General features: G+C 62.1%; 18 protein-coding genes and 1 pseudogene. 9 read left to right on the top strand and 10 right to left on the bottom strand.

Translation table 11 applies throughout. From position 1 onward, the window contains the following. Window positions 1-202: 202 nt before the first annotated feature. Both yedA and C4J92_RS23015 read left to right on the top strand, forming a co-directional pair. Window positions 203-1,099: a drug/metabolite exporter YedA gene (gene yedA / locus C4J92_RS23020; RefSeq protein WP_124405362.1), complete on the top strand. Its 897-nt coding sequence runs from the start codon at window positions 203-205 to the stop codon at window positions 1,097-1,099. Between the two features lie 48 nt (window positions 1,100-1,147). Further along, a complete protein-coding gene (locus C4J92_RS23015; protein WP_124405361.1) occupies window positions 1,148-2,482 on the top strand; it encodes a DEAD/DEAH box helicase in 1,335 nt (444 codons plus the stop codon). Window positions 2,483-2,604: 122 nt separating this feature from the next. Here C4J92_RS23015 and C4J92_RS23010 read toward each other — a convergent pair. Both C4J92_RS23010 and C4J92_RS23005 read right to left on the bottom strand, forming a co-directional pair. Then, window positions 2,605-3,830 (bottom strand): annotated as a pseudogene (locus C4J92_RS23010) (TIGR03862 family flavoprotein). A 171-nt stretch (window positions 3,831-4,001) separates the two neighbouring features. After that, a complete protein-coding gene (locus C4J92_RS23005) occupies window positions 4,002-4,922 on the bottom strand; it encodes a histone deacetylase (RefSeq protein WP_124371945.1) in 921 nt (306 codons plus the stop codon). Between the two features lie 76 nt (window positions 4,923-4,998). Here C4J92_RS23005 and C4J92_RS23000 point away from each other — a divergent pair, with 76 nt between their 5' ends. The 3 genes from C4J92_RS23000 to C4J92_RS22990 are packed head-to-tail and all read left to right on the top strand — an operon-like array spanning window position 4,999 to window position 7,060. Then, on the top strand, window positions 4,999-5,568 hold the full coding sequence (locus tag C4J92_RS23000) for a GNAT family N-acetyltransferase (protein WP_124405360.1): 570 nt from the start codon (window positions 4,999-5,001) through the stop codon (window positions 5,566-5,568). Between the two features lie 38 nt (window positions 5,569-5,606). After that, a complete protein-coding gene (tesB, locus tag C4J92_RS22995; protein ID WP_124364513.1) occupies window positions 5,607-6,476 on the top strand; it encodes an acyl-CoA thioesterase II in 870 nt (289 codons plus the stop codon). Then, window positions 6,473-7,060, top strand: coding sequence for an HAD family hydrolase (locus tag C4J92_RS22990; protein WP_124405359.1), 588 nt, complete (start codon window positions 6,473-6,475; stop codon window positions 7,058-7,060). The genes tesB and C4J92_RS22990 overlap by 4 nt, the downstream gene beginning before the upstream one ends. 144 nt (window positions 7,061-7,204) lie before the next feature. Here the strand turns inward: C4J92_RS22990 and C4J92_RS22985 are convergent, their stop codons facing one another. The 3 genes from C4J92_RS22985 to C4J92_RS22975 are packed head-to-tail and all read right to left on the bottom strand — an operon-like array spanning window position 7,205 to window position 9,534. Continuing rightward, on the bottom strand, window positions 7,205-8,179 hold the full coding sequence (locus C4J92_RS22985) for an alpha/beta hydrolase (protein ID WP_124405358.1): 975 nt from the start codon (window positions 8,177-8,179) through the stop codon (window positions 7,205-7,207). After that, window positions 8,180-9,064 (bottom strand): neutral zinc metallopeptidase, encoded by an 885-nt coding sequence (locus C4J92_RS22980; RefSeq protein ID WP_124405357.1) that lies wholly within the window; start codon window positions 9,062-9,064, stop codon window positions 8,180-8,182. A gap of 56 nt (window positions 9,065-9,120) precedes the next feature. Continuing rightward, the gene (locus C4J92_RS22975) at window positions 9,121-9,534 is read right to left on the bottom strand and encodes a lipoprotein (protein WP_124405356.1); all 414 of its coding nucleotides are present in this window, start codon (window positions 9,532-9,534) and stop codon (window positions 9,121-9,123) included. A 186-nt stretch (window positions 9,535-9,720) separates the two neighbouring features. On the opposite strand from C4J92_RS22975, the gene C4J92_RS22970 reads away from it, so the two are divergent. Further along, window positions 9,721-10,599, top strand: a complete 879-nt coding sequence (locus C4J92_RS22970; protein ID WP_065935812.1) for a DMT family transporter — start codon at window positions 9,721-9,723, stop codon at window positions 10,597-10,599. Here the strand turns inward: C4J92_RS22970 and C4J92_RS22965 are convergent, their stop codons facing one another. Beyond that, the gene (locus tag C4J92_RS22965) at window positions 10,600-11,934 is read right to left on the bottom strand and encodes an MFS transporter (protein WP_124405355.1); all 1,335 of its coding nucleotides are present in this window, start codon (window positions 11,932-11,934) and stop codon (window positions 10,600-10,602) included. A gap of 210 nt (window positions 11,935-12,144) precedes the next feature. Between C4J92_RS22965 and quiC the strand changes: the two genes are divergently transcribed. Both quiC and C4J92_RS22955 read left to right on the top strand, forming a co-directional pair. Then, window positions 12,145-14,043, top strand: a complete 1,899-nt coding sequence (gene quiC / locus C4J92_RS22960; protein ID WP_124405354.1) for a 3-dehydroshikimate dehydratase QuiC — start codon at window positions 12,145-12,147, stop codon at window positions 14,041-14,043. A gap of 74 nt (window positions 14,044-14,117) precedes the next feature. After that, complete coding sequence (locus tag C4J92_RS22955) at window positions 14,118-14,783, top strand: TetR/AcrR family transcriptional regulator (protein WP_124405353.1); 666 nt, start codon at window positions 14,118-14,120, stop codon at window positions 14,781-14,783. 121 nt (window positions 14,784-14,904) lie between these two features. Here the strand turns inward: C4J92_RS22955 and C4J92_RS22950 are convergent, their stop codons facing one another. The 4 genes from C4J92_RS22950 to C4J92_RS22935 all read right to left on the bottom strand — a co-directional run bounded on the left by C4J92_RS22950 (window position 14,905) and on the right by C4J92_RS22935 (window position 18,751). Then, entirely contained in the window at window positions 14,905-15,759 is an 855-nt protein-coding gene (locus C4J92_RS22950) for a shikimate dehydrogenase (RefSeq protein ID WP_124405352.1), read from the bottom strand. Further along, window positions 15,759-16,205, bottom strand: a complete 447-nt coding sequence (aroQ, locus tag C4J92_RS22945; protein WP_124364504.1) for a type II 3-dehydroquinate dehydratase — start codon at window positions 16,203-16,205, stop codon at window positions 15,759-15,761. The genes C4J92_RS22950 and aroQ overlap by 1 nt, the downstream gene beginning before the upstream one ends. Before the next feature lie 174 nt (window positions 16,206-16,379). Continuing rightward, on the bottom strand, window positions 16,380-17,459 hold the full coding sequence (trmA, locus tag C4J92_RS22940) for a tRNA (uridine(54)-C5)-methyltransferase TrmA (protein ID WP_124405351.1): 1,080 nt from the start codon (window positions 17,457-17,459) through the stop codon (window positions 16,380-16,382). Beyond that, the gene (locus C4J92_RS22935) at window positions 17,456-18,751 is read right to left on the bottom strand and encodes an NCS2 family permease (RefSeq protein ID WP_124364502.1); all 1,296 of its coding nucleotides are present in this window, start codon (window positions 18,749-18,751) and stop codon (window positions 17,456-17,458) included. The genes trmA and C4J92_RS22935 overlap by 4 nt, the downstream gene beginning before the upstream one ends. Window positions 18,752-18,939: 188 nt before the next feature. On the opposite strand from C4J92_RS22935, the gene C4J92_RS22930 reads away from it, so the two are divergent. Continuing rightward, window positions 18,940-19,386, top strand: coding sequence for a DUF4879 domain-containing protein (locus tag C4J92_RS22930; protein WP_124405350.1), 447 nt, complete (start codon window positions 18,940-18,942; stop codon window positions 19,384-19,386). Window positions 19,387-19,397: the final 11 nt, after the last annotated feature.

Raw genomic sequence — 19,397 nt, 5'->3', positions numbered from 1 at the left:
AGGGATAGGTCTTGCTGGCCACTGAAATACCGGTGTTTTCAGCTCGTTCCCACGCTCTGCGTGGGAATGCCTCTTGCGACGCTCCGCGTTGCGATCAGCTCAACGACCAAGTGTACGGGCGGTTTAAACAGGTTTTGTAACTTATGTTTATCCCTCTGCCTTTCTAGAATAAGCCTCCCACCTCCTGCCATAGAGCCGCCCAATGCCTGGCCCACGTCGCTTTCCCTTACCGTTGATCGCCGCCTTTTTTGCGTTGTATGTGATCTGGGGTTCCACTTACCTGGTGATTCGCATCGGCGTGGAGTACTGGCCACCGTTGTTGCTGGCGGGGATTCGGTTTTGCACGGCGGGCGCGTTGATGTATGGCTACCTCAGGTGGCGTGGCGCGCCCGCGCCGACGTGGGCGCAGTGGAAGGCTGCCGGGATGATCGGCATTCTGCTGCTCACCGTGGGCAATGGCGGCGTCAGCGTAGCGGAACATATGGGCGTGTCGTCCGGCGTGGCCGCGCTGGCGGTGGCGACGGTGCCGTTGTTTACCCTGTTGTTCGGTTTTTTCTGGGGCGCGCGTAATACGCGGCTGGAATGGGCCGGGGTGATTCTGGGGATTATCGGCATCGCCATGCTGAATATGGGCAGCACCCTGCAATCAAGCCCGATGGGCGCGGTGTTGCTGTTGATGGCGGCGGCTTCCTGGGCGTTCGGTTCGGTGTGGAGCCGCCACTTGCCGCTGCCCCAGGGCGCGATGGCGAGCGCCGCTGAAATGCTGGTGGCTGGCGTGGCATTGTTGATCGTCAGCGGCGTGTCGGGTGAGCACTTGCAGGCGATGCCGCCATTGGAAGGCTGGCTGGCCCTGGCCTATCTGACGGTGTTTGGCTCGATCATCGCCTTCAACGCCTACATGTACCTGCTCAAGCATGTGCGCCCGGCGGCGGCCACCAGCTATGCGTATGTGAACCCCGCCGTGGCGGTGCTGCTGGGGATTGTGTTCGTCGGCGAGTCCATCGGCCTGGAAGAAGCCCTGGCGATGCTGGTGATCATCAGTGCCGTATTGCTGATCAGCCTGCCGCAGTGGCGCAAGCCGAAGGCGGAAATAAGGTAAACTGCCGCGCATTACGCCCTTGCGCTGAATTTTTCCTACGGTAAACACATGACTTTCGCCTCCCTTGGCCTGATCGAACCCTTGCTGCGCGCCCTTGAGACGCTTGGCTACCAGACCCCGACGCCGGTGCAGGCGCAAGCCATTCCGGCGGTGCTGGCCGGTCGTGACCTGATGGCTGCGGCCCAGACCGGCACCGGCAAGACCGCCGGCTTTGCCTTGCCGCTGCTGCAGCTGCTGACGATGGAAGGGCCGAAAGTCGCCGCCAATTCGGCGCGTGCGCTGATCCTGTGCCCCACCCGCGAACTGGCCGAGCAGGTTCACGCCAGCGTCGCCGAGTACGCCCAACACCTGCCACTGACCACTTACGCGGTGTACGGCGGCGTGAGCATCAACCCGCAGATGATGAAGCTGCGCAAGGGCGTGGACATTCTGGTTGCCACGCCCGGTCGCCTGATCGACCTGTTTCGCCAGAACGCGCTGAAACTCAATCAGCTGCAAACCCTGGTACTGGATGAAGCCGACCGCATGCTCGACCTGGGCTTCTCCGAAGAGCTTGCGAATATCTACCGCATGCTGCCGAAAAAGCGCCAGACCCTGCTGTTCTCCGCCACCTTCTCCGATGACATCCGCCTGCTGGCCGGGCAGATGCTCAATGACCCGCTGAGCATCGAAGTCAGCCCGCGCAACGTCGCCGCCAACACGGTGAAACAGTGGGTGGTGCCGGTGGATAAAAAGCGCAAGGCGGAGTTGTTCGTGCACCTGATGCGCAAGGGCCGCTGGAAGCAGGTGCTGGTGTTTGCCAAAACCCGCAACGGCGTGGATGCGCTGGTGGACAAGTTGCAGGGGCTGGGCATCAACGCCGACGGCATCCATGGCGACAAACCCCAGGCCACCCGCCAGCGTGCGCTGGACCGCTTCAAGGCCAGCGACGTGCAGATCCTGGTCGCCACCGACGTGGCGGCCCGTGGCCTGGACATCGAAGACTTGCCGCTGGTGGTCAATTTCGACCTGCCGATCGTCGCGGAAGACTACATCCACCGCATCGGCCGCACCGGTCGCGCGGGCAACACCGGCGAGGCGATTTCGCTGGTGTGCGCCGATGAAGTGAACATGCTCTCGGCGATCGAAATGCTGACCCGCCAGACCCTGACCCGCAAGATGGAACCGGACTTCGAGCCGGAACACCGCGTGCCGGATACCGATGCCAGCGGGCAGGTGGTAAAGAAGCCGAAAAAGCCGAAGAAGCCCAAAACGTCGGGTGGCGGTGGTAAGCGCAATTTGGGCAAATGGGTGGACAGCGGCGACGTTGCGCCGGCGGAGCCTTCGATCAAGCCGGTGCGCAAGGTGCCGGTCTTTAACACGGGGCCGCGTAAAAAGAAGTGATTTTGCGGTGTGGCTGATGGCCTCATCGGGAGCAAGCCCCCTCCCACATTTTGAATGTATTCACAGATCAAAATGTGGGAGGGGGCTTGCTCCCGATGGCGGCTTCGAATCCACCGCCCCTCTCATCGGTTAAGCCATTCCAACAGCCCAAGCCCAGCCGCCCGGCCACTGGCAAAACACCCCGTCAGCAAATACCCCCGGTCGGCGCCTCCCAGTCCAGCATCTCCCCGGCACAAAACACGCCGGGCATTTGCTTGAGCATCAGCCGCTCATCCAACGCTTCGAACGGCACACCGCCGGCCGTGCTGATGGCTTCGTCCAGTGGCCGAGTCTTGACCAATGTCAGCGGCAACGCCTTGATATCCACCGCCAACTGCGCCGGGTCATTGAAGTGCTCAGCAGGGGCCAGCTCACGCAACAGCGCCGCCTTGACCCCATCCAGGCCCAATTGACTGTGCAAATGCTTGCTCATCGACCGCGACCCCCGCGGCTTGGCCAGTGCCGCCTGCACCTTGTGCAACGGCTTGCTCGGCAGCAGATCGATATGCACGGTGGCGGCGCCGTCGCGGTTGATCGTTTCCCGAATCGGCGCCGACAGCGCATAGATCAGGCTGCCTTCGATACCCGTGGCGGTCACTACGCATTCGCCCAGGCGAGGTTTATCGTCGCCCAGCCCAATGGCGACGTTTTTCAACGGCGCCCCGGCGAATTTGCTGACCATCAAATCGCTCCACGCCGACACTTCGAAACCGCAGTTGCTCGGCTGCAGGCGCACATAGGGCACGCCACGCTCTTCGAATACGTTGAGCCAAGCGCCATCGGAGCCCAGGCGCGACCAGCTGCCGCCGCCCAAGGCCAGGAGCACCGCAGCGCTGCGCACGGTTTTCTCGCCCTCCGGGCTGTGGATAAGTAACTCACCTTCAGCATTCCACCCCTGCCAACGATGCCGGGTGTGGATAACCACACCTTGTTCACGCAGGCGCTTGAGCCAGGCCCGCAGCAGCGGCGCGGCTTTCATATCAGTAGGAAATACGCGGCCGGAGGTGCCGATAAAGGTTTCGATGCCCAGGCCGTGAATCCACTCGCACAATGCTTCGGCACCGAAGCTGCGCAATAACGGCGCCATGTGCGGCGCGCGTTCGGCATAGCGCGAGAGGAACGCCGGGTAGGCTTCGGAGTGGGTGATATTCATGCCGCCCACGCCGGCCAGCAGGAACTTGCGCCCCACTGAAGGCATGCCGTCGTACAGCGCCACGCGCACGCCCGCCCGGCTCAGGACTTCGGCGGCCATCAACCCGGCAGGGCCGCCGCCGATGATGGAGACAGAGTGAGGAGAAGTCTGAGGCATGGGCAGGACTACGGTGCTGGGAATAGGTCGAGCATTCTACCCGACGAAGGCGCAGCTGCCTGATCAAAAAACGTACACATTCCTACAAGCCATACGGCTAAACGCTTTCAGACCGTTACGCTCAAGTTATCCACAGGTGGTTCCACAGGCATTGTGGGTAACGTCCACAGTTCAATGACAACCTGATGACGTCCACACGCGCTGCGCGCTGTGGTGCAGGATGCCGTGGCGGCGGGCCAGGGCAGGGCGGTCCTTGCTGTAGCCGCCACCGATCACGCCCATCAGCGGAATGTCGCGGCCCAGGCAGTGACGCATCACGCTTTCATCGCGGGCAGCGACGCCAGCATCGGTCAGCTTGAGGTAACCGAGTGCGTCGTCCTTGTGTACATCCACGCCGGCGTCGTACAGCACCAGGTCCGGCTGGTAGAGCGGCAGCAGGTAGTTGAGCGCGTCATCGACCACCTTGAGGTAGTCGGCATCGCCCATGCCCATCGGCAATGGAATGTCCCAGTCGCTCTGCGCCTTGCGCGCCGGAAAGTTTTTTTCGCAGTGCAGCGATACGGTGATGGCGTCCGGTGTGTCGTGCAGGATGCGCGCGGTGCCGTCGCCCTGGTGTACGTCGCAGTCGAAGATCAGCACACGGTTGACCCGGCCGCTGGCCAGCAGGTAATGGCTGATCACGGCCAGGTCATTGAAGATGCAAAAGCCCGCCGGGTAATCGTAGTGGGCGTGATGGGTGCCCCCGGCGAGGTGACAGGCCAGGCCGTGCTCCAGCGCCTGCTCCGCCGCGAGGATCGAGCCACCCACCGCACGCACGGTGCGTCGCGCCAGGGCTTCGCTCCACGGCAGGCCGAGGCGCCGTTGGTCCTCGCGAGACAACTCGCCGCTCATATAGCGTTCGATATACCCAGGTTCATGGGCCAGGCCCAGAATCTCTGCCGGGCACAGCTGCGGGCGCAGCAAACGGCTGTCCTCGGTCAGGCCGCTGTCCACCAGGTGATCGCGCAACAGGCGAAACTTGTCCATGGGGAAGCGGTGGTCCGCCGGGAACTCGGGGCTGTAGTCATCGTGGTAGATCAATGGCAAGGGCATGGGATTTTCTGACGGGAATCTGCGTCGGATCTTACCAGCGCTGTACACTCACGCACATGGCAAGGAAGGGGGCCCTATGGAGCCGATACTGGAATTGGAAAGTGCACGGCTGATCATGCGCCAATGGCGTGACAGCGACCTGCTGGCCTTTGCGCAGATGTGCGCCGACCCGCAGGTGATGCGTTATTTCCCGGCTAAATTGAGCCACCTGGAAAGCGCTGCACTGATTGGCCGGATACGCGGCCACTTCGCCGAATATGGTTTTGGCTTTTGGGCTTTGCAGCGCAAGGACACCGGTGAATTCATCGGCCTCACCGGGCTGCAGAACGTCAGCTTTGAAGCGAATTTCACCCCGGCGGTGGAAATCGGCTGGCGCCTGGCCCGCGAGCACTGGGGCCTGGGTTACGCCAGCGAGGCGGCCTGGACCGCGTTGCGTTGTGGTTTCGATCGCTTGAGCCTGGATGAAGTCGTCGCCTTCACCACCGAGGCCAATCTGCCATCACAAAAAGTCATGCAGGCCATCGGTATGCATTACGATCCGCAGGCAGATTTCGAACACCCCAAAGTCGCAGCCGATGACCCGCTGCGTCCGCATGTTTTATACCGCATCACCCGCGCCCAATGGTTGGACACGCTGCACGGATAAGCAGCCCGGAATGCCCTATCGAGTTTAGGAGTTGCTCTATGAGCCAAGTATTGGAAGATCTGGTGGACTTGCTGACCCTGGAGCCGATCGAGGAAAACCTCTTTCGCGGCCGCAGCCAGGACCTGGGTTTTCGCCAATTGTTCGGTGGCCAGGTGCTCGGCCAGTCGCTGTCGGCGGCCAGCCAGACTGTAGAAGAAGCGCGCCACGTACATTCGCTGCACGGTTATTTCCTGCGTCCAGGCGACGCGGCATTGCCGGTGGTGTATTCGGTGGACCGCGTGCGCGACGGCGGCAGTTTCAGCACGCGCCGCGTCACGGCGATCCAGAAGGGCCACCCGATTTTCACCTGCACCACCTCGTTCCAGTACGACGAAGCAGGTTTCGAACACCAGACCACCATGCCCGTGGTAGTCGGCCCGGAGAACCTGCCGTCGGAGCTGGAGCTGACTCAGCAGCGTGCGCACCTGATCCCCGAGCACATGCGTGACAAGCTGCTGTGTCCCAAGCCCATCGAAGTGCGGCCTGTTACCGAAAAAGACCCGTTCAACCCGCAGCCGTCCGACCCGGTCAAGTACGTGTGGTTTCGTGCCGATGGCGCCCTGGCCGATGCGCCGGCGTTGCATAAATACCTGCTGGCCTACGCCTCGGACTTCGGCCTGTTGACCACCTCACTGCTGCCCCATGGCAAGACCGTGTGGCACAAAGACATGCAGGTCGCCAGCCTGGATCACGCGCTGTGGTTCCACGCCGACCTGCGCGCCGATGATTGGTTGCTGTATGCCATGGACAGCCCATGGGCCGGTAATTCCCGAGGTTTTTCCCGGGGCAGTGTGTACAACCGCGCCGGGCAACTGGTGGCGTCGGTGACCCAGGAAGGCTTGATTCGCCATCGCAAGGACTGGGCATGAGCCTGGCCGACGTTCGGCATTGGGTGTTTGACATGGACGGCACCCTCACGGTGGCCGTGCATGATTTTGCGGCCATCCGCGTGGCGCTGGAGATTCCCGCCGAAGACGATATTCTCACGCACCTTGCCGCATTGCCGGCGGGTATCGCGGCGGCCAAACATGCCTGGTTGCTGGAACACGAGCGCGAACTGGCGCTGGGTTCAGTCGCCGCTGCGGGCGCGGTGGAACTGGTGCGCGAGCTGGCCGGACGCGGTTATCGCCTGGGCATTTTGACGCGTAATGCGCAGGAACTGGCGCATGTCACCCTGCAAGCGATTGGCCTGGCGGACTGCTTTGCCATTGAGGACGTGCTGGGGCGTGAGGACGCGCCGCCCAAGCCGGATCCGGGCGGCCTGTTGAAGCTGGCGGCGGCCTGGGATGTGGCACCGAGCGAGATGGTGATGGTTGGCGATTACCGCTTCGACCTGGATTGCGGCCGGGCGGCCGGGACGCGGACGGTGCTGGTGAACCTGCCGGATAACCCGTGGCCCGAGTTGGCGGATTGGCATGCCGAGGATTGTGCGGCACTGCGCCGGATGATCTAGCCCAGGCAATGAAAATCAACTGTGGGAGGGGCGGTGCGACGATTCGACTTGCCCCCGATAGCGGTCTGTCAGCTAAATATGTGCTGGCTGACAGACCGCCATCGGGGGCAAGCCCCCTCCCACATTTTGAGCCGGTTTCTTCAGTCAGTGCGGGAACAGCACGTTCTGACCCTGCGGCGAGGTAAACATTTTATCCCCGTCATGCCCCACTCCCGGTACTTCTACCAGCCTGTGACCCAACTGCGGATGCCGCTGCTTGAGGGCGTCAAAATAGTTGTGCCCGCGAATCAGCCGATACGCACCCTGGGTTTCGGCTTCGCAGCTTTTATCCAGCGCCGGGTGGTTGGGGTCGGTGTCTTGTTGGCCCAGCAGGTAAGTTACATCGCGTGAAACATAAGCCTGCTCCAGTTGCTCGGCGCCCTGGCCCTTGGCGTAGTCCGGCAGGCCTTGCATGCCGTACTTCCACTCGTTGAAGCCCGGGCAACTCGCCGTCTCGAACGGCACCGGCCGCTGTGGGCTGAAGTAGGCGTAGGACGATGGGTTGGCCACCACATACCGCAGGCGGATGCCTTCGGTCTGCAGCATCGGGTGAGCGTGGCCGGTGACAGCGAAGCGCTGCACCACCTGGCCGCCACCGGAATGCCCAGCGACGACGATTTCCTTGAGCGCCGGGAACAGGGTGCGGTTGCCAAGGTGCTTGATGATCTGATCAAGGGCGCTATAGGAGCTGACCTGGCCCGGGCCGGTTGACGCGGCGCCAGCCATCCAGTCATCGGCTCTCCAGCGCAGCAACTGCTGATCCAGACGGCCGTTCTTCATATCCGACTCATCCAGAAACTGCGGTGCGATCACCAACGTGCTGCCTGTTGCTCCGGCTTGCTCAGCGGCCTTTTCTCCGCTGTGCAGGTAGGTCGGGGCATTGCGCAGGCGGCCATGCACGATGATCAGTGCACGAGTGACATCTGGCAGCGGCCGGCGCCAGTCCTGGCTCAAGCCCAGGCTGAGGTCGCCGGCGTCGAGATGAAAGCGATCGAGGCCGGCCACCTTGGCATCATGGTCGGCTGCCAGGGTTGAGCAGGACACCCAGAACCCCAGCAATAAGCCCCACCGTTTATTCACTCAAAGGCTCCTGGCCGTAAAGGTATCGCATTGGGAAATCTGGCCCTGGGCGAAGCCGGTCTTGAACCAGCGCACGCGCTGAGCCGATGTGCCGTGGGTAAACGAGTCCGGCACCACGCGCCCTTGGCCCTGTTGCTGCAGGCGGTCATCGCCGATGGCGTTGGCGGCATTCAGTGCTTCTTCGATATCGCCGGGTTCCAGCCAGTTCAGGCGTTTTTGCGCGCGGTTGGCCCAGACGCCGGCAAAGCAGTCGGCCTGCAGCTCCTGGCGGACCAGCAGGCCACCGTCGCCTTGCATCGGCCGGCCCTGCTGGCGCGCGGCCTGGATCTTGGACGAGATGCCAAGCAGGGTTTGCACGTGATGTCCGACTTCGTGGGCGATCACATACGCCTGGGCGAAATCGCCGGCGGCCTGGAAGCGTTGCGACATTTCACGGAAGAAATCCAGGTCCAGGTACACCTGCTGGTCAGCCGGGCAGTAGAACGGGCCGCTGGCCGAGGTGGCGCCACCGCAGGCGGAGTTCACCCGGCCACGGAACAGGATCAGTTTCGGGTTCTTGTAAGCCAGGCCGTTCTCCTGGAACACCTGGCCCCAGGTGTCTTCGGTATCGCCCAGCACCGCGCGCACGAAGTCGGCCTGCTCGTCGTTGGCCGGCGGCGCCTGACGCGATTGCGTGCTGACCGACGGCGCCTGCTCCATCTGGCCGGTCAATTGGCCGAGGATCTGCATCGGGTCCTGGCCGGTGAGCCAGCCGATGCCGACGATCAGCACGATAGCGGTCAGGCTCAGGCCCTTGCCGCCGCCGAAGCGCATCCCGCCACCGCCGACGCTGTCATCGCGGGCATCCACCACGTTGTCGCTGCGTCGGCCTTTTTTCCATAGCATGGGGCAATCCTCTCGTTAAACGGTCCGGCAAAAATATGGATGGAGTATGGTCGTAATCAGCGGCAATAGCCTTCGCCGCTGGCGACAATCAGGCAGTCTTTCTTATCGGCCAGCCATTTCAAACCAGTGGCTGCGCCATCCCCGGCGCGCAGCACCTGCGGGCCGTCCGGGCGGGTGAAGGCGATGCCGTCATCGGTTGCCTGGCCTTTGAAGGTGCCGGAAGCGTCGGCATCAAGGCCATACTGCATGGTCAGAAGGTAGTGGCCGCGGCCGATGCTGTCGTCCTTGGCGATGGTGAGGTTCAGGCCTTCGACGCCGATCCACTTGCCCACCCATTTATCAGTGGGTGGCGTTTGCGGTACCAGGGTCGCCTGCACGGATGCGGGGGCGGGCTTGGGCGCTTCTTTCGGCGTTTTATCGCAGGCAGAGAGCAGGGCGAGGGCAGACAGGGCAAACAGGATTTTTTTCATAGGGGCAGGGCCTTGATTAAAAAGTGTGCAACGCCGGCGCGCGCGTGCAGGGTTGGACTCAAATCCACTGATTTAGTGCGCTGTTCGCCCGGTGTTTGGTTATGCTCTTGGGGCAGACGCATGCCCGGCTGCTAGATTACTTCGGTTGAGTGCCACCGTGTTCAGCTCGCCACACAAGAGAATTCAATGACTGTCAGTACCCCGCTTTCCGGCGTCAACCATCCCTTCAAAGGCATCCTGCTGATTGTGCTGGCGACGTTCCTGTTCTCCAGTCACGACGCCCTGTCCAAATACCTGGCCGGGTTCTACCCGATCGTGATGGTGGTGTGGGCGCGGTACATGGTGCACACCTTGCTGATGGCCGGGATCTTCCTCCCGCAATCGGGCCTGCGCGTGCTGCGCAGCAAGCGGCCGGGGATGCAGGTGGTGCGGGCGTTGTGCCTGTTGGGCACCAGCCTGTTCTTCACCACGGCGCTGCATTACATCCCGTTGGCGGAAGCCACGGCGGTAAACTTCCTCGCGCCGATCCTGGTGACGGCGCTCTCGGTGCCCCTGCTCGGCGAGCACGTCACGCGTGGCCAATGGCTGGCGGTGATCTGCGGGTTTGTCGGCGTGGTGATCATCATCCATCCGGGCGGTGAGCTGTTCACCCCGGCGGTGCTGCTGCCACTGTGCTCGGCGCTGTTCTTCTGCTTCTACCAACTGCTCACGCGCATCCTCAGCCAATACGACAGCCCTACCACCAGCAACTTCTTCGCCGGCCTGTGCAACACCCTGGTGATGAGTGCAATGGTGCCGTTCTTCTGGCAGGTGCCAACCCTGTGGCATGGGGTGATGATGCTGGCGCTGGGTACCTGCGGGATGACCGCGCACTTGATGCTCACCCAGGCGTTCCGCTTCGCAGCGCCGGCCTTGCTGGCGCCGTTCGGCTATTGCCAGATCGTGTTTGCAGGGTTGTTGGGTTGGCTGGTGTTCAGCCATACCCCCGACATGACCACGGTGGTCGGTATCGGGGTGATCTGCATGAGCGGCTTGGCCGCTGCCTGGCAGCAGCGGCGGCGTTGATTACACGTCTACCGTAGGAATCTTGCGCGGCGCCATGAAGTACATCCACACCAGCGCGATGAAATACATCGCCGGAATCAGGGTGAACAACAGCGTGTAGTTGTTGTTGGTCACGGTCAGGATATGGCCGACGATCTGGGTCATGAACATGCCGCCGATGGCCGCACACATGCCGCCGAAGCCGAACACCGTGCTCATCATGTGCTTGGGCGTGTAGTCCATCACCAGGCTCCAGATGTTGGCGGTCCAGGCCTGGTGCGCGCCGATGGCCAGGGAGATGGCGAACACCGCGACCCATAGCTGGCTGGAGCCGGCCGCCATGATCACGCCGACGATGCAGCAAGCGAACAGGAGCATCGACAACAGCCGCGCCTTGATCGAGTTCATGCCGCGACCGATCAGGAACGAGGACAGAATGCCGCCGCCCACGCTGCCGAAGTCGGCGGTGAGGTAGATGATGATCAGCGGGATGCCCATCTGCGTCACGTTGATGCCCAGGTTGTATTGCTGGTTCAAAAACGGCGGCAGCCAGTACAGGTAGAACCAGAACACCGGCGCGGTCAGCGAGTACGCAAGGGCAAAGGCCCAGGTGCCGCGCATGCGCAGGATGCGGCTGAACGGTACGCGGGGTTGTTCCGGCTCGACTTCCTGTTGCACGTAGTCCAATTCGGATTGTTTAACGGTGGGATGCTCTTCCGGGTTGTAGTACTTCAGGCCCCACAACACCAGCCAGATACCCCCGAGCGCCGACATGCACAGGAACGCCGCCTGCCAGCCCCACACGTGCAGGATCAACGGCAGCAGCATGGGCGTCATCATCGCGCCGACGTTGGTGCCGGCGTTGAAGATGCCGGTTGCCACCGCGCGCTCGCCGGCCGGGAACCACAGGCGCGTGGTTTTCACGCATGCCGGGTAGTTGGCGGCCTCGGTCAGCCCGAGGATAAACCGACAGACCATGAAGCCAACTGCCGAGGTGGCCAGGCCGTGGGCGCCGGTGGCCAGGCTCCACAGCAACACTGCGCAGAAAAACACGCGCTTGACGCCTACCCGGTCGATCAAGCGGCCCTGCAGCACAAAGCCGATGGCGTAGCCGACCTGGAACCAGAAGTTGATGTTGGCGTAGTCCATCGCCGTCCAGCTCATTTCCTTGGCCAGAATCGGTTGCATCACGCCCAGGGCGGCGCGGTCAATGTAGTTGAGGGTGGTGGCGAAGAACACCAGGGCCAACATGCCCCAGCGGGTTTTACCCACGGCCAGGGCGCCGCGGATCTTGTCGCCGATGCCGGCGTGCGGGGTGCCGGGGCGCGCGGCCAGGGCGGAGTTTTGCAGAGGCATGAGGTCGTACCCGTTTTTGAAATTTTTATGGTGTGATCTGGGTCTTGGTGCAAGGTCGATGGTGCGCAGTGGTTAAAAAGTCGTCAATTCGCCAAAGGGGCATAGTGTTCGATAATCGCACCAAAAACTAACCGGTTCGTACATTTTAATTGCCGCGTGTAGGCTGTGGGCGAATAATTTGCCATAAACAACAATTGCCGGGAGTGACCCATGCAACGTTCCATCGCTACCGTGTCGTTGAGCGGCACCCTGCCGGAAAAGCTCGAAGCCATTGCCGCCGCCGGGTTTGATGGCGTTGAAATTTTTGAAAACGACCTGCTGTACTACGACGGCAGCCCCCGTGAAGTCAGGCAGATGTGCGCCGACTTGGGCATTGCCATCACCCTGTTCCAGCCGTTTCGAGACTTCGAGGGCTGCCGCCGTGATCGTCTGGCGCGCAATCTCGAGCGCGCCGAGCGCAAATTCGATCTGATGAAGGAGCTGGGCACCGACCTGGTGCTGGTGTGCAGTAATGCCTCGGCCGATTGCGTGGGCGATGAACGCATCCTGCTGGACGACCTCAGCCTGCTGGCCGAACACGCGGGCCGCCGTGGCTTGCGAATCGGCTATGAAGCGCTGGCCTGGGGCAAGCATGTGAACACCTGGCAGCAGGTATGGAGCCTGGTGCGCCAGGTGGATCATCCCAGCCTGGGCGTGCTGCTCGACAGCTTCCACACCTTGTCGCTCAAGGGCGACCCGAGTGGCATCGCCGAGATCCCCGGCGACAAAATCTTCTTCGTGCAAATGGCCGACGCGCCGATCCTGGCCATGGATGTGCTGGAGTGGAGCCGGCATTTTCGCTGCTTCCCCGGCCAGGGTGAGTTCGACCTGGCTGGGTTTCTCGCGCCGATCATCAAGAGTGGCTACACCGGGCCCTTGTCCCTGGAGATTTTCAACGACGGCTTTCGCGCCGCACCGACCCGGGCCAACGCGGCGGATGGTTTGCGCTCGTTGCTGTATCTGGAAGAGAAAACCCGCCAGCGCCTGGCGGCGGAGCAACCCGCCGCGCCCGTGGATATCCTGTTCGAGACCCCGGCGGCCAGCGAGTACGACGGCATCGAGTTCCTCGAATTTGCGGTGGATGAAAGCCTCGGCGCCAAGCTGACCCATTGGTTGGAACGCCTGGGCTTCGCCAAGGCCGGCCAGCATCGTTCCAAGAACGTGAGCCTGTTGCGCCAGGGCGATATCAACCTGATCCTCAATTGCGAACCCTATTCCTTTGCCCACAACTTTTTCGAGGCCCATGGGCCGTCGTTGTGCGCCACGGCGATTCGGGTCAAGGACAGCGCCAAGGCGTTGGAGCGGGCGGTGGCCTACAAGGGCCAGCCCTATCGCGGCCTGGTCGGGCCCAATGAGCTGGAGTTGGCGGCCGTACGGGCGCCGGATGGCAGCTTGATTTACCTGGTGGACCAAAGCGAAGGCGGGCTATACGACACCGATTTCAACCTGCAACCCGTCACCGCCAGCGGCGGCTTGCTGCGCATCGACCATATGGCAATGGCCCTGCCGGCGGACAGCCTCGACAGCTGGGTGCTGTTCTACAAAAGCTTGCTGGATTTTGAAGCCGATGACGAAGTGGTGCTGCCCGACCCTTACGGGCTGGTAAAAAGCCGTGCGCTGCGCAGCCGCTGCAGTTCGATTCGCCTGCCGCTGAATATTTCCGAGAACCGCAATACCGCCATTTCCCACGCGCTTTCGAGCTATCGCGGCTCGGGCGTGCACCACATTGCCTTCGATTGCGCGGATATTTTTGCCGAGGTGCGCCGGGCCAAGGAGGCCGGGGTGCCGCTGTTGGATATCCCGCTCAACTACTACGACGATTTGGCCGCACGCTTTGATTTCGACGATGAGTTCCTCAGCGAACTGGCGTACTACAACGTGCTGTACGACCGCGACGCCCAGGGCGGTGAGCTGTTTCATGTCTACACCGAAGCCTTCGAGGGGCGGTTTTTCTTCGAGATCATCCAGCGCAAGAACGGCTATGCCGGTTATGGCGCGGCCAACGTGGCGGTGCGTTTGGCGGCGATGGCCAAGTCGCGCAGCGGTGCGGTGCGTCAGGCGCGTTTATAACGGTGGGGAGGTGCTTCCTTCGGGGAGCGCCTCGGCCCATAATCGGGCCTGCATAAAAACGCCGTGAGCGCACCATGACCCTGACTCCCGACCTCCCTGCCGTGTCAGACGCACCGCGCAAGAGTCGCAAGAACAATCCGGAAAAGACCCGCGAGAATATTCTCCAGGAAGCCATTGTCGAGTTCGTTCAGCAGGGCCTGTCCGGCGCCCGCGTGGACGCCATCGCCGAGCGCATCCACACCTCCAAGCGCATGATCTATTACTACTTCGGCAGCAAGGAGCAGCTCTACGTCGAGGTGCTGGAGAAGCTCTACGGCGATATTCGCAACACCGAAACGCGCATGAACCTCACGGCCCTGGAACCGCGCGAAGCGATCCGCCGGCTGGTGGAGTTCACCTTCGACCACCATGACCAGAACGTGGATTTCGTGCGCATTGTCAGCATCGAAAATATCCACAACGCCGAATACGTAAAGCGCACCAGTACGATCAAGGACATGAACAGCAAGATTCTCGAGGGGCTCGGTGAGACCCTGCGTCGCGGTGCTGAAATGGGGCTGTTTCGTGAAGGGTTGGAGCCGCTGGATGTGCACCTGTTGATCAACTCGTTCAGTTTTTACCGTGTCTCCAACCGGCATACCTTCAGTGAGATCTTTCAGATTGAACTGTCGGACGATGCGATCAAGCAGCGGCATCGGGAGATGATCTGCGAGTCGGTGTTGCGGTACCTGCAAGCCTGAATTCACCGATTAACCATTGTGGGAGGGGGCTTGCTCCCGATAGCGGTCTGTCAGTGCAACATGGGGTGGCTGACACATCGCTATCGGGAGCAAGCCCCCTCCCACATTTGGATTTCGGTTTCTACAGTGGCGTATTCATACTCTGGAAGTGCGTCAGCATCCGGTCTGCATCCGCCGCCTCGCCACTGAACAACTCAAACGCCTTCACCGCCTGAAACACCGCCATATTGCCGCCATCCAACGTGCGGCAACCCAAGGTGCGTGCGTCGCGCAGCAACTCGGTTTCCAATGGGAAATACACGATTTCCGCCACCCACAACCCTGCATGTAATAACGCGGCGGGCACCGGTGTGCCGGGCAGCTTGGCCATGCCCATTGGTGTGGTGTTGACCAGGCCGTTCGCCTGCGCCATGGCGTTGGTCAAGTCGCCGCCGACCTGGGCACGACCGTTGCCAAAACGCCGGGCGAGGTTATCCACAAGCTCGCGGGCGCGGAGGCTGTCCAAGTCAAAAATGCTCAGCTGTTCAACGCCCTCGGCCAGCAGCGCATGCGCCACTGCCGCGCCTGCGCCGCCGGCGCCCATCTGCACCACGCGCTGGCGTGGCACATCACTCAAGTTGCGTCGGAAACCCTCAGCAAACCCCAGGCAATCGGTGTTATGACCGATGCGCTTGCCATCCTTGAACACCACGGTGTTGACCGCACCAATGCCCTTAGCCTCGTCGGACAATTCATCGAGCAACGGCAGGATCGCTTGCTTGCACGGGTAGGTAATGTTCAAGCCGGTGAAGTGCATCTGCTCGGCGGCACGCAGCAGTTCGGGCAGGGCGTGGCTGTCCAGGCGCAGCGCTTCCAGGTCGATCAGGCGATACAGGTAGCGCAGGCCCTGGGCGTCACCTTCCTGTTCATGCAGGGCGGGCGTGCGGGAAGCCTGGATGCCGGCGCCGATCAGGCCGGCGAGAACGCGCGGTTTCATCAGGCGCATCCTTTCAACGAGTGGCTGAAATGTTCCAGGGCCAAGTGGTAGCCATGGCTGCCAAACCCGGCCAGCACCGCCTTGGCGATGGGCGAGACAAAGGAGTGATGACGAAACGCCTCACGGGCGTGCACGTTGGACAGATGCACCTCGATCACCGGCACTTCGCTGGCCACCAGCGCATCGCGAATCGCCACCGAGGTATGAGTCCAGGCCGCCGGGTTGATCACGATCCCGGCGCAACGTGCGCGGGCGGCGTGGATCCAGTCGAGCAGTTCACCCTCGTGGTTGGTCTGGCGAAACTCGATGGTCAGCCCGAGCTTTTCGGCGCTGCGCCCGCACAGGGCGGCGATATCAGCCAGGGTTTCGTGGCCATAGGTGGCAGGCTCGCGGGTACCGAGCAGGTTGAGATTGGGGCCATTGAGCACCAGCACGATAGGCGGCATAGAGGGTCTCCACAGTTTTTATTGGTTGTGGAGATAAAATGTACTGGATGGTTAGTTTGGTCAATGAACGACGGCGGTTGTGTTCGATTATCGAACTTTTAGTTGATTGCGCAGGTAGGATCGCGTGTGGGAGGCGGCGAGAGCCGCCCCACACCGGTAACAGCGCGCGGCAGATTATCGACGGGTCAGCAACACACCCGATTCCATATGGTGCGTCCACGGGAACTGGTCAAACATCGCGCATTGAGTAATGCGGTGCGTGTCATGCAGCTGCGCGATGTTCGCCGCCAACGTCTCCGGGTTGCAGGAGATATACAGGATGTTGTCGAAGCGCCGGGTCAGTTCGCAGGTGTCCGGGTCCATGCCGGCGCGGGGCGGGTCGACGAAGACGCTGCCGAATTCGTAGCTTTTCAGGTCGATGCCGTGCAGGCGGCGGAACGGGCGAACTTCATTCAGGGCCGCGGTGAGTTCTTCGGCGGAGAGGCGCACCAAGGTGACGTTATCCACGGCATTTTCATCGAGGTTACTCAGGGCCGCATTCACCGAGGTCTTGCTGATTTCGGTGGCCAGCACGTTACGCACGCGGGTCGCCAGCGGCAGGGTGAAATTGCCGTTGCCGCAGTACAGCTCCAGCAAGTCGTCCGGGCGATCACCCAGGGCGTCGTACGCCCAGTTGAGCATCTTCTGGTTCACCGTGCCGTTGGGCTGGGTGAAGGCGCCTTCGGGTTGGTGGTAGCTGAAGGTGCGGCCACCGACTTCGAGTTTTTCCACCACGTAGTCGCGGCCGATCACATCGCGCTTGCCCTTGGAGCGGCCAATGATGCTCACGTTCAGCTCAGCCGCCAGCTTGTTCGCTGCGGTGTGCCAGTGTTCATCCAGCGGGCGGTGATAGCACAGGGTGATCATCGCGTCGCCGGCCAGGGTGGTGAGGAATTCCACCTGGAACAGTTTGTGGCTCAGGGCGGCGCTGGCTTGCCAGGCGGCCTTGAGCTGCGGCATCAACTGGTTGATGCGCTGGCTGGCGATGGGAAACGCTTCGATCAGGATCGGCGTGCGCTTGTCGTCCTGGGCGAACATCGCGTAGTGGCGCTCGCCGCCTTCGCGCCACAGGCGAAACTCCGCGCGCAGGCGGAAGTGCTGCAGCGGCGAGTCGAAGACCTGCGGCTCGGGGGCGTCGAACGGTGCCAGCAGGTCACGCAGGCGCGTGACCTTGTCTTGCAGTTGAGCGGTGTAGTGTGCGGCGTCGAAAGTCATGCGTTGAACCAGCCCAGCTTGATCACGAACAGAATCGACAGAATCACCAGGGCCGGGTTCAGCTCACGGTAGCGGCCCGAAAGCAGCTTGATGGCGGTCCAGGCGATGAAACCGAAGGCGATGCCGTTGGCGATGGAGTAAGTGAAGGGCATCGCCAGGGCGGTGATTACCACCGGCGCGGCCACAGTAATGTCATCCCAGTCGATTTCGGCCAGGCCGGACGTCATCAAGACGGCCACGAACAGCAGCGCCGGCGCGGTGGCGAAAGCCGGTACGCTGGCCGCCAGCGGTGAGAAGAACAGCGCCAGCAGGAACAGAATCGCGACCACGATGGCGGTCAAGCCGGTACGGCCACCGGCGCTCACGCCAGCGGCAGACTCGATGTAGCTGGTGGTGGTCGAGGTACCCAGCAGCGAACCGGCCATGGCCGCCGTACTGTCGGCGATCAGCGCACGGCCCATTTTCGGCATGTGGCCGTCCTTGCCCATCAGGCCGGCGCGCTTGGCGACGCCGATCAGGGTGCCGGAGTTGTCGAACAGGTCGACGAACAGGAACGCGAAGATGACGCTGACCAGGCCGATGTCCAGCGCGCCCTTGATGTCCAGTTGCAGGAAGGTCGGGGCCAGGGACGGTGGCATCGAGGTCACGCCGCCGAACGGGGTGAAGCCCATCACAATGGACACGATGGTCACCGCCAGGATGCCGATCAGCACCGCACCACGCACGGCCAGGGCCTCCAGGGCCACGATCAGCACAAAACCGAGGGTGGCCAGGATCGGCGCCGGTTGTTTCAGGTCGCCCAGGCCCACCAGCGTGGCCGGATTGGCGACCACGATACCGGCGTTGTGCAAGGCGATCAGCGCCAGGAACAGGCCGATACCGGCGGCAATCGCCGAGCGCAGGGGCAGGGGAATGCTGTTGATGATCCACTCACGGATACGGAAGATCGACAGCAGGAAGAACAGCACCGCCGAAATGAACACCGCGCCCAATGCCACCTGCCAGGTGTGGCCCATGTGCAGGACCACGGTGTAGGTGAAGAAAGCATTGAGGCCCATGCCCGGCGCGAGGGCGATCGGGTAGTTGGCGATCAGGCCCATCACGGTCGAACCGATGGCCGCCGCCAGGCAGGTCGCGACAAACACCGCGCCTTTGTCCATGCCGGTTTCGCCGAGGATGCTCGGGTTCACGAACAGGATGTAGGCCATGGCCAGGAATGTCGTGATACCCGCGAGAATCTCGGTGCGCACGTTGGTGTTGTGGGCTTTGAGTTGAAACAGCTTTTCCAGCATGCCGGCTCCCTGTGACGCTATCTTGCGTCGTGATTTGTTGACCTCTAAGTCAAAGCACAAACTGCGCCAAGCGCTTGTGGCTTCAGAGAGGATCGGAAAAAGCGGCGCATCATACCAGCAGCCGAGGCTGTGTGGCGCATGGCCTTGAGGCATACTGCGCCGACGTTCAACAGCAGGTCATCGACAGCATGAAAAAAGCCAACCCGTGGAGTCTAGCTCTGATCCCTTGTCTGGGCCTGTGGCTCGGCGCGGCACCGGTGTGGGGCGCGGCTGCACCGGCCTTGAGCGAGGTGCGGGTGTTCAAGGTCGAATCGGCGAAGTGCAGCGAGACCATCCCGGACCGTGTGCAGACCACCCAGATGTGCGAGCACCGTGGGCCGACGAAGGTCTCGGTAATGGAAGTCGGCCTGGGCAACAGCCCGATGGGCCGCTTCAATGGCGCCGAGTTGAACGGGCAGCGCACGGCGGTGTGCCAGGTGGGCAACATCAGTGAGGCCTGTAACGGCGTGGGCACGCTGATGGGCTACATCTATGTGTTTGACCTCAACGTGCAGGCCCAGGGTTGGTTCGAATTCACCAATACCTCGATCAATCCTCCGCAAAACACCCTGAAAGCCCAGCTCAATATCCGCTGATCAATTGGCTT

Source organism: Pseudomonas sp. R3-18-08 (assembly GCF_003852065.1).
GTDB lineage: Bacteria > Pseudomonadota > Gammaproteobacteria > Pseudomonadales > Pseudomonadaceae > Aquipseudomonas.
The sequence above is the reverse complement of the archived record's forward strand: the minus strand, read 5'-3'. Positions and strand labels throughout refer to the sequence as shown.

Coding starts and splice junctions, on each gene's coding strand:
- yedA (WP_124405362.1), top strand. CDS start 203: ATGCCTGGCCCACGTCGCTTTCCCTTACCGTTGATCGCCGCCTTTTTT.
- C4J92_RS23015 (WP_124405361.1), top strand. CDS start 1,148: ATGACTTTCGCCTCCCTTGGCCTGATCGAACCCTTGCTGCGCGCCCTT.
- C4J92_RS23005 (WP_124371945.1), bottom strand. CDS start 4,922: ATGCCCTTGCCATTGATCTACCACGATGACTACAGCCCCGAGTTCCCG.
- C4J92_RS23000 (WP_124405360.1), top strand. CDS start 4,999: ATGGAGCCGATACTGGAATTGGAAAGTGCACGGCTGATCATGCGCCAA.
- tesB (WP_124364513.1), top strand. CDS start 5,607: ATGAGCCAAGTATTGGAAGATCTGGTGGACTTGCTGACCCTGGAGCCG.
- C4J92_RS22990 (WP_124405359.1), top strand. CDS start 6,473: ATGAGCCTGGCCGACGTTCGGCATTGGGTGTTTGACATGGACGGCACC.
- C4J92_RS22980 (WP_124405357.1), bottom strand. CDS start 9,064: ATGCTATGGAAAAAAGGCCGACGCAGCGACAACGTGGTGGATGCCCGC.
- C4J92_RS22975 (WP_124405356.1), bottom strand. CDS start 9,534: ATGAAAAAAATCCTGTTTGCCCTGTCTGCCCTCGCCCTGCTCTCTGCC.
- C4J92_RS22970 (WP_065935812.1), top strand. CDS start 9,721: ATGACTGTCAGTACCCCGCTTTCCGGCGTCAACCATCCCTTCAAAGGC.
- C4J92_RS22965 (WP_124405355.1), bottom strand. CDS start 11,934: ATGCCTCTGCAAAACTCCGCCCTGGCCGCGCGCCCCGGCACCCCGCAC.
- quiC (WP_124405354.1), top strand. CDS start 12,145: ATGCAACGTTCCATCGCTACCGTGTCGTTGAGCGGCACCCTGCCGGAA.
- C4J92_RS22955 (WP_124405353.1), top strand. CDS start 14,118: ATGACCCTGACTCCCGACCTCCCTGCCGTGTCAGACGCACCGCGCAAG.
- C4J92_RS22950 (WP_124405352.1), bottom strand. CDS start 15,759: ATGAAACCGCGCGTTCTCGCCGGCCTGATCGGCGCCGGCATCCAGGCT.
- aroQ (WP_124364504.1), bottom strand. CDS start 16,205: ATGCCGCCTATCGTGCTGGTGCTCAATGGCCCCAATCTCAACCTGCTC.
- trmA (WP_124405351.1), bottom strand. CDS start 17,459: ATGACTTTCGACGCCGCACACTACACCGCTCAACTGCAAGACAAGGTC.
- C4J92_RS22935 (WP_124364502.1), bottom strand. CDS start 18,751: ATGCTGGAAAAGCTGTTTCAACTCAAAGCCCACAACACCAACGTGCGC.
- C4J92_RS22930 (WP_124405350.1), top strand. CDS start 18,940: ATGAAAAAAGCCAACCCGTGGAGTCTAGCTCTGATCCCTTGTCTGGGC.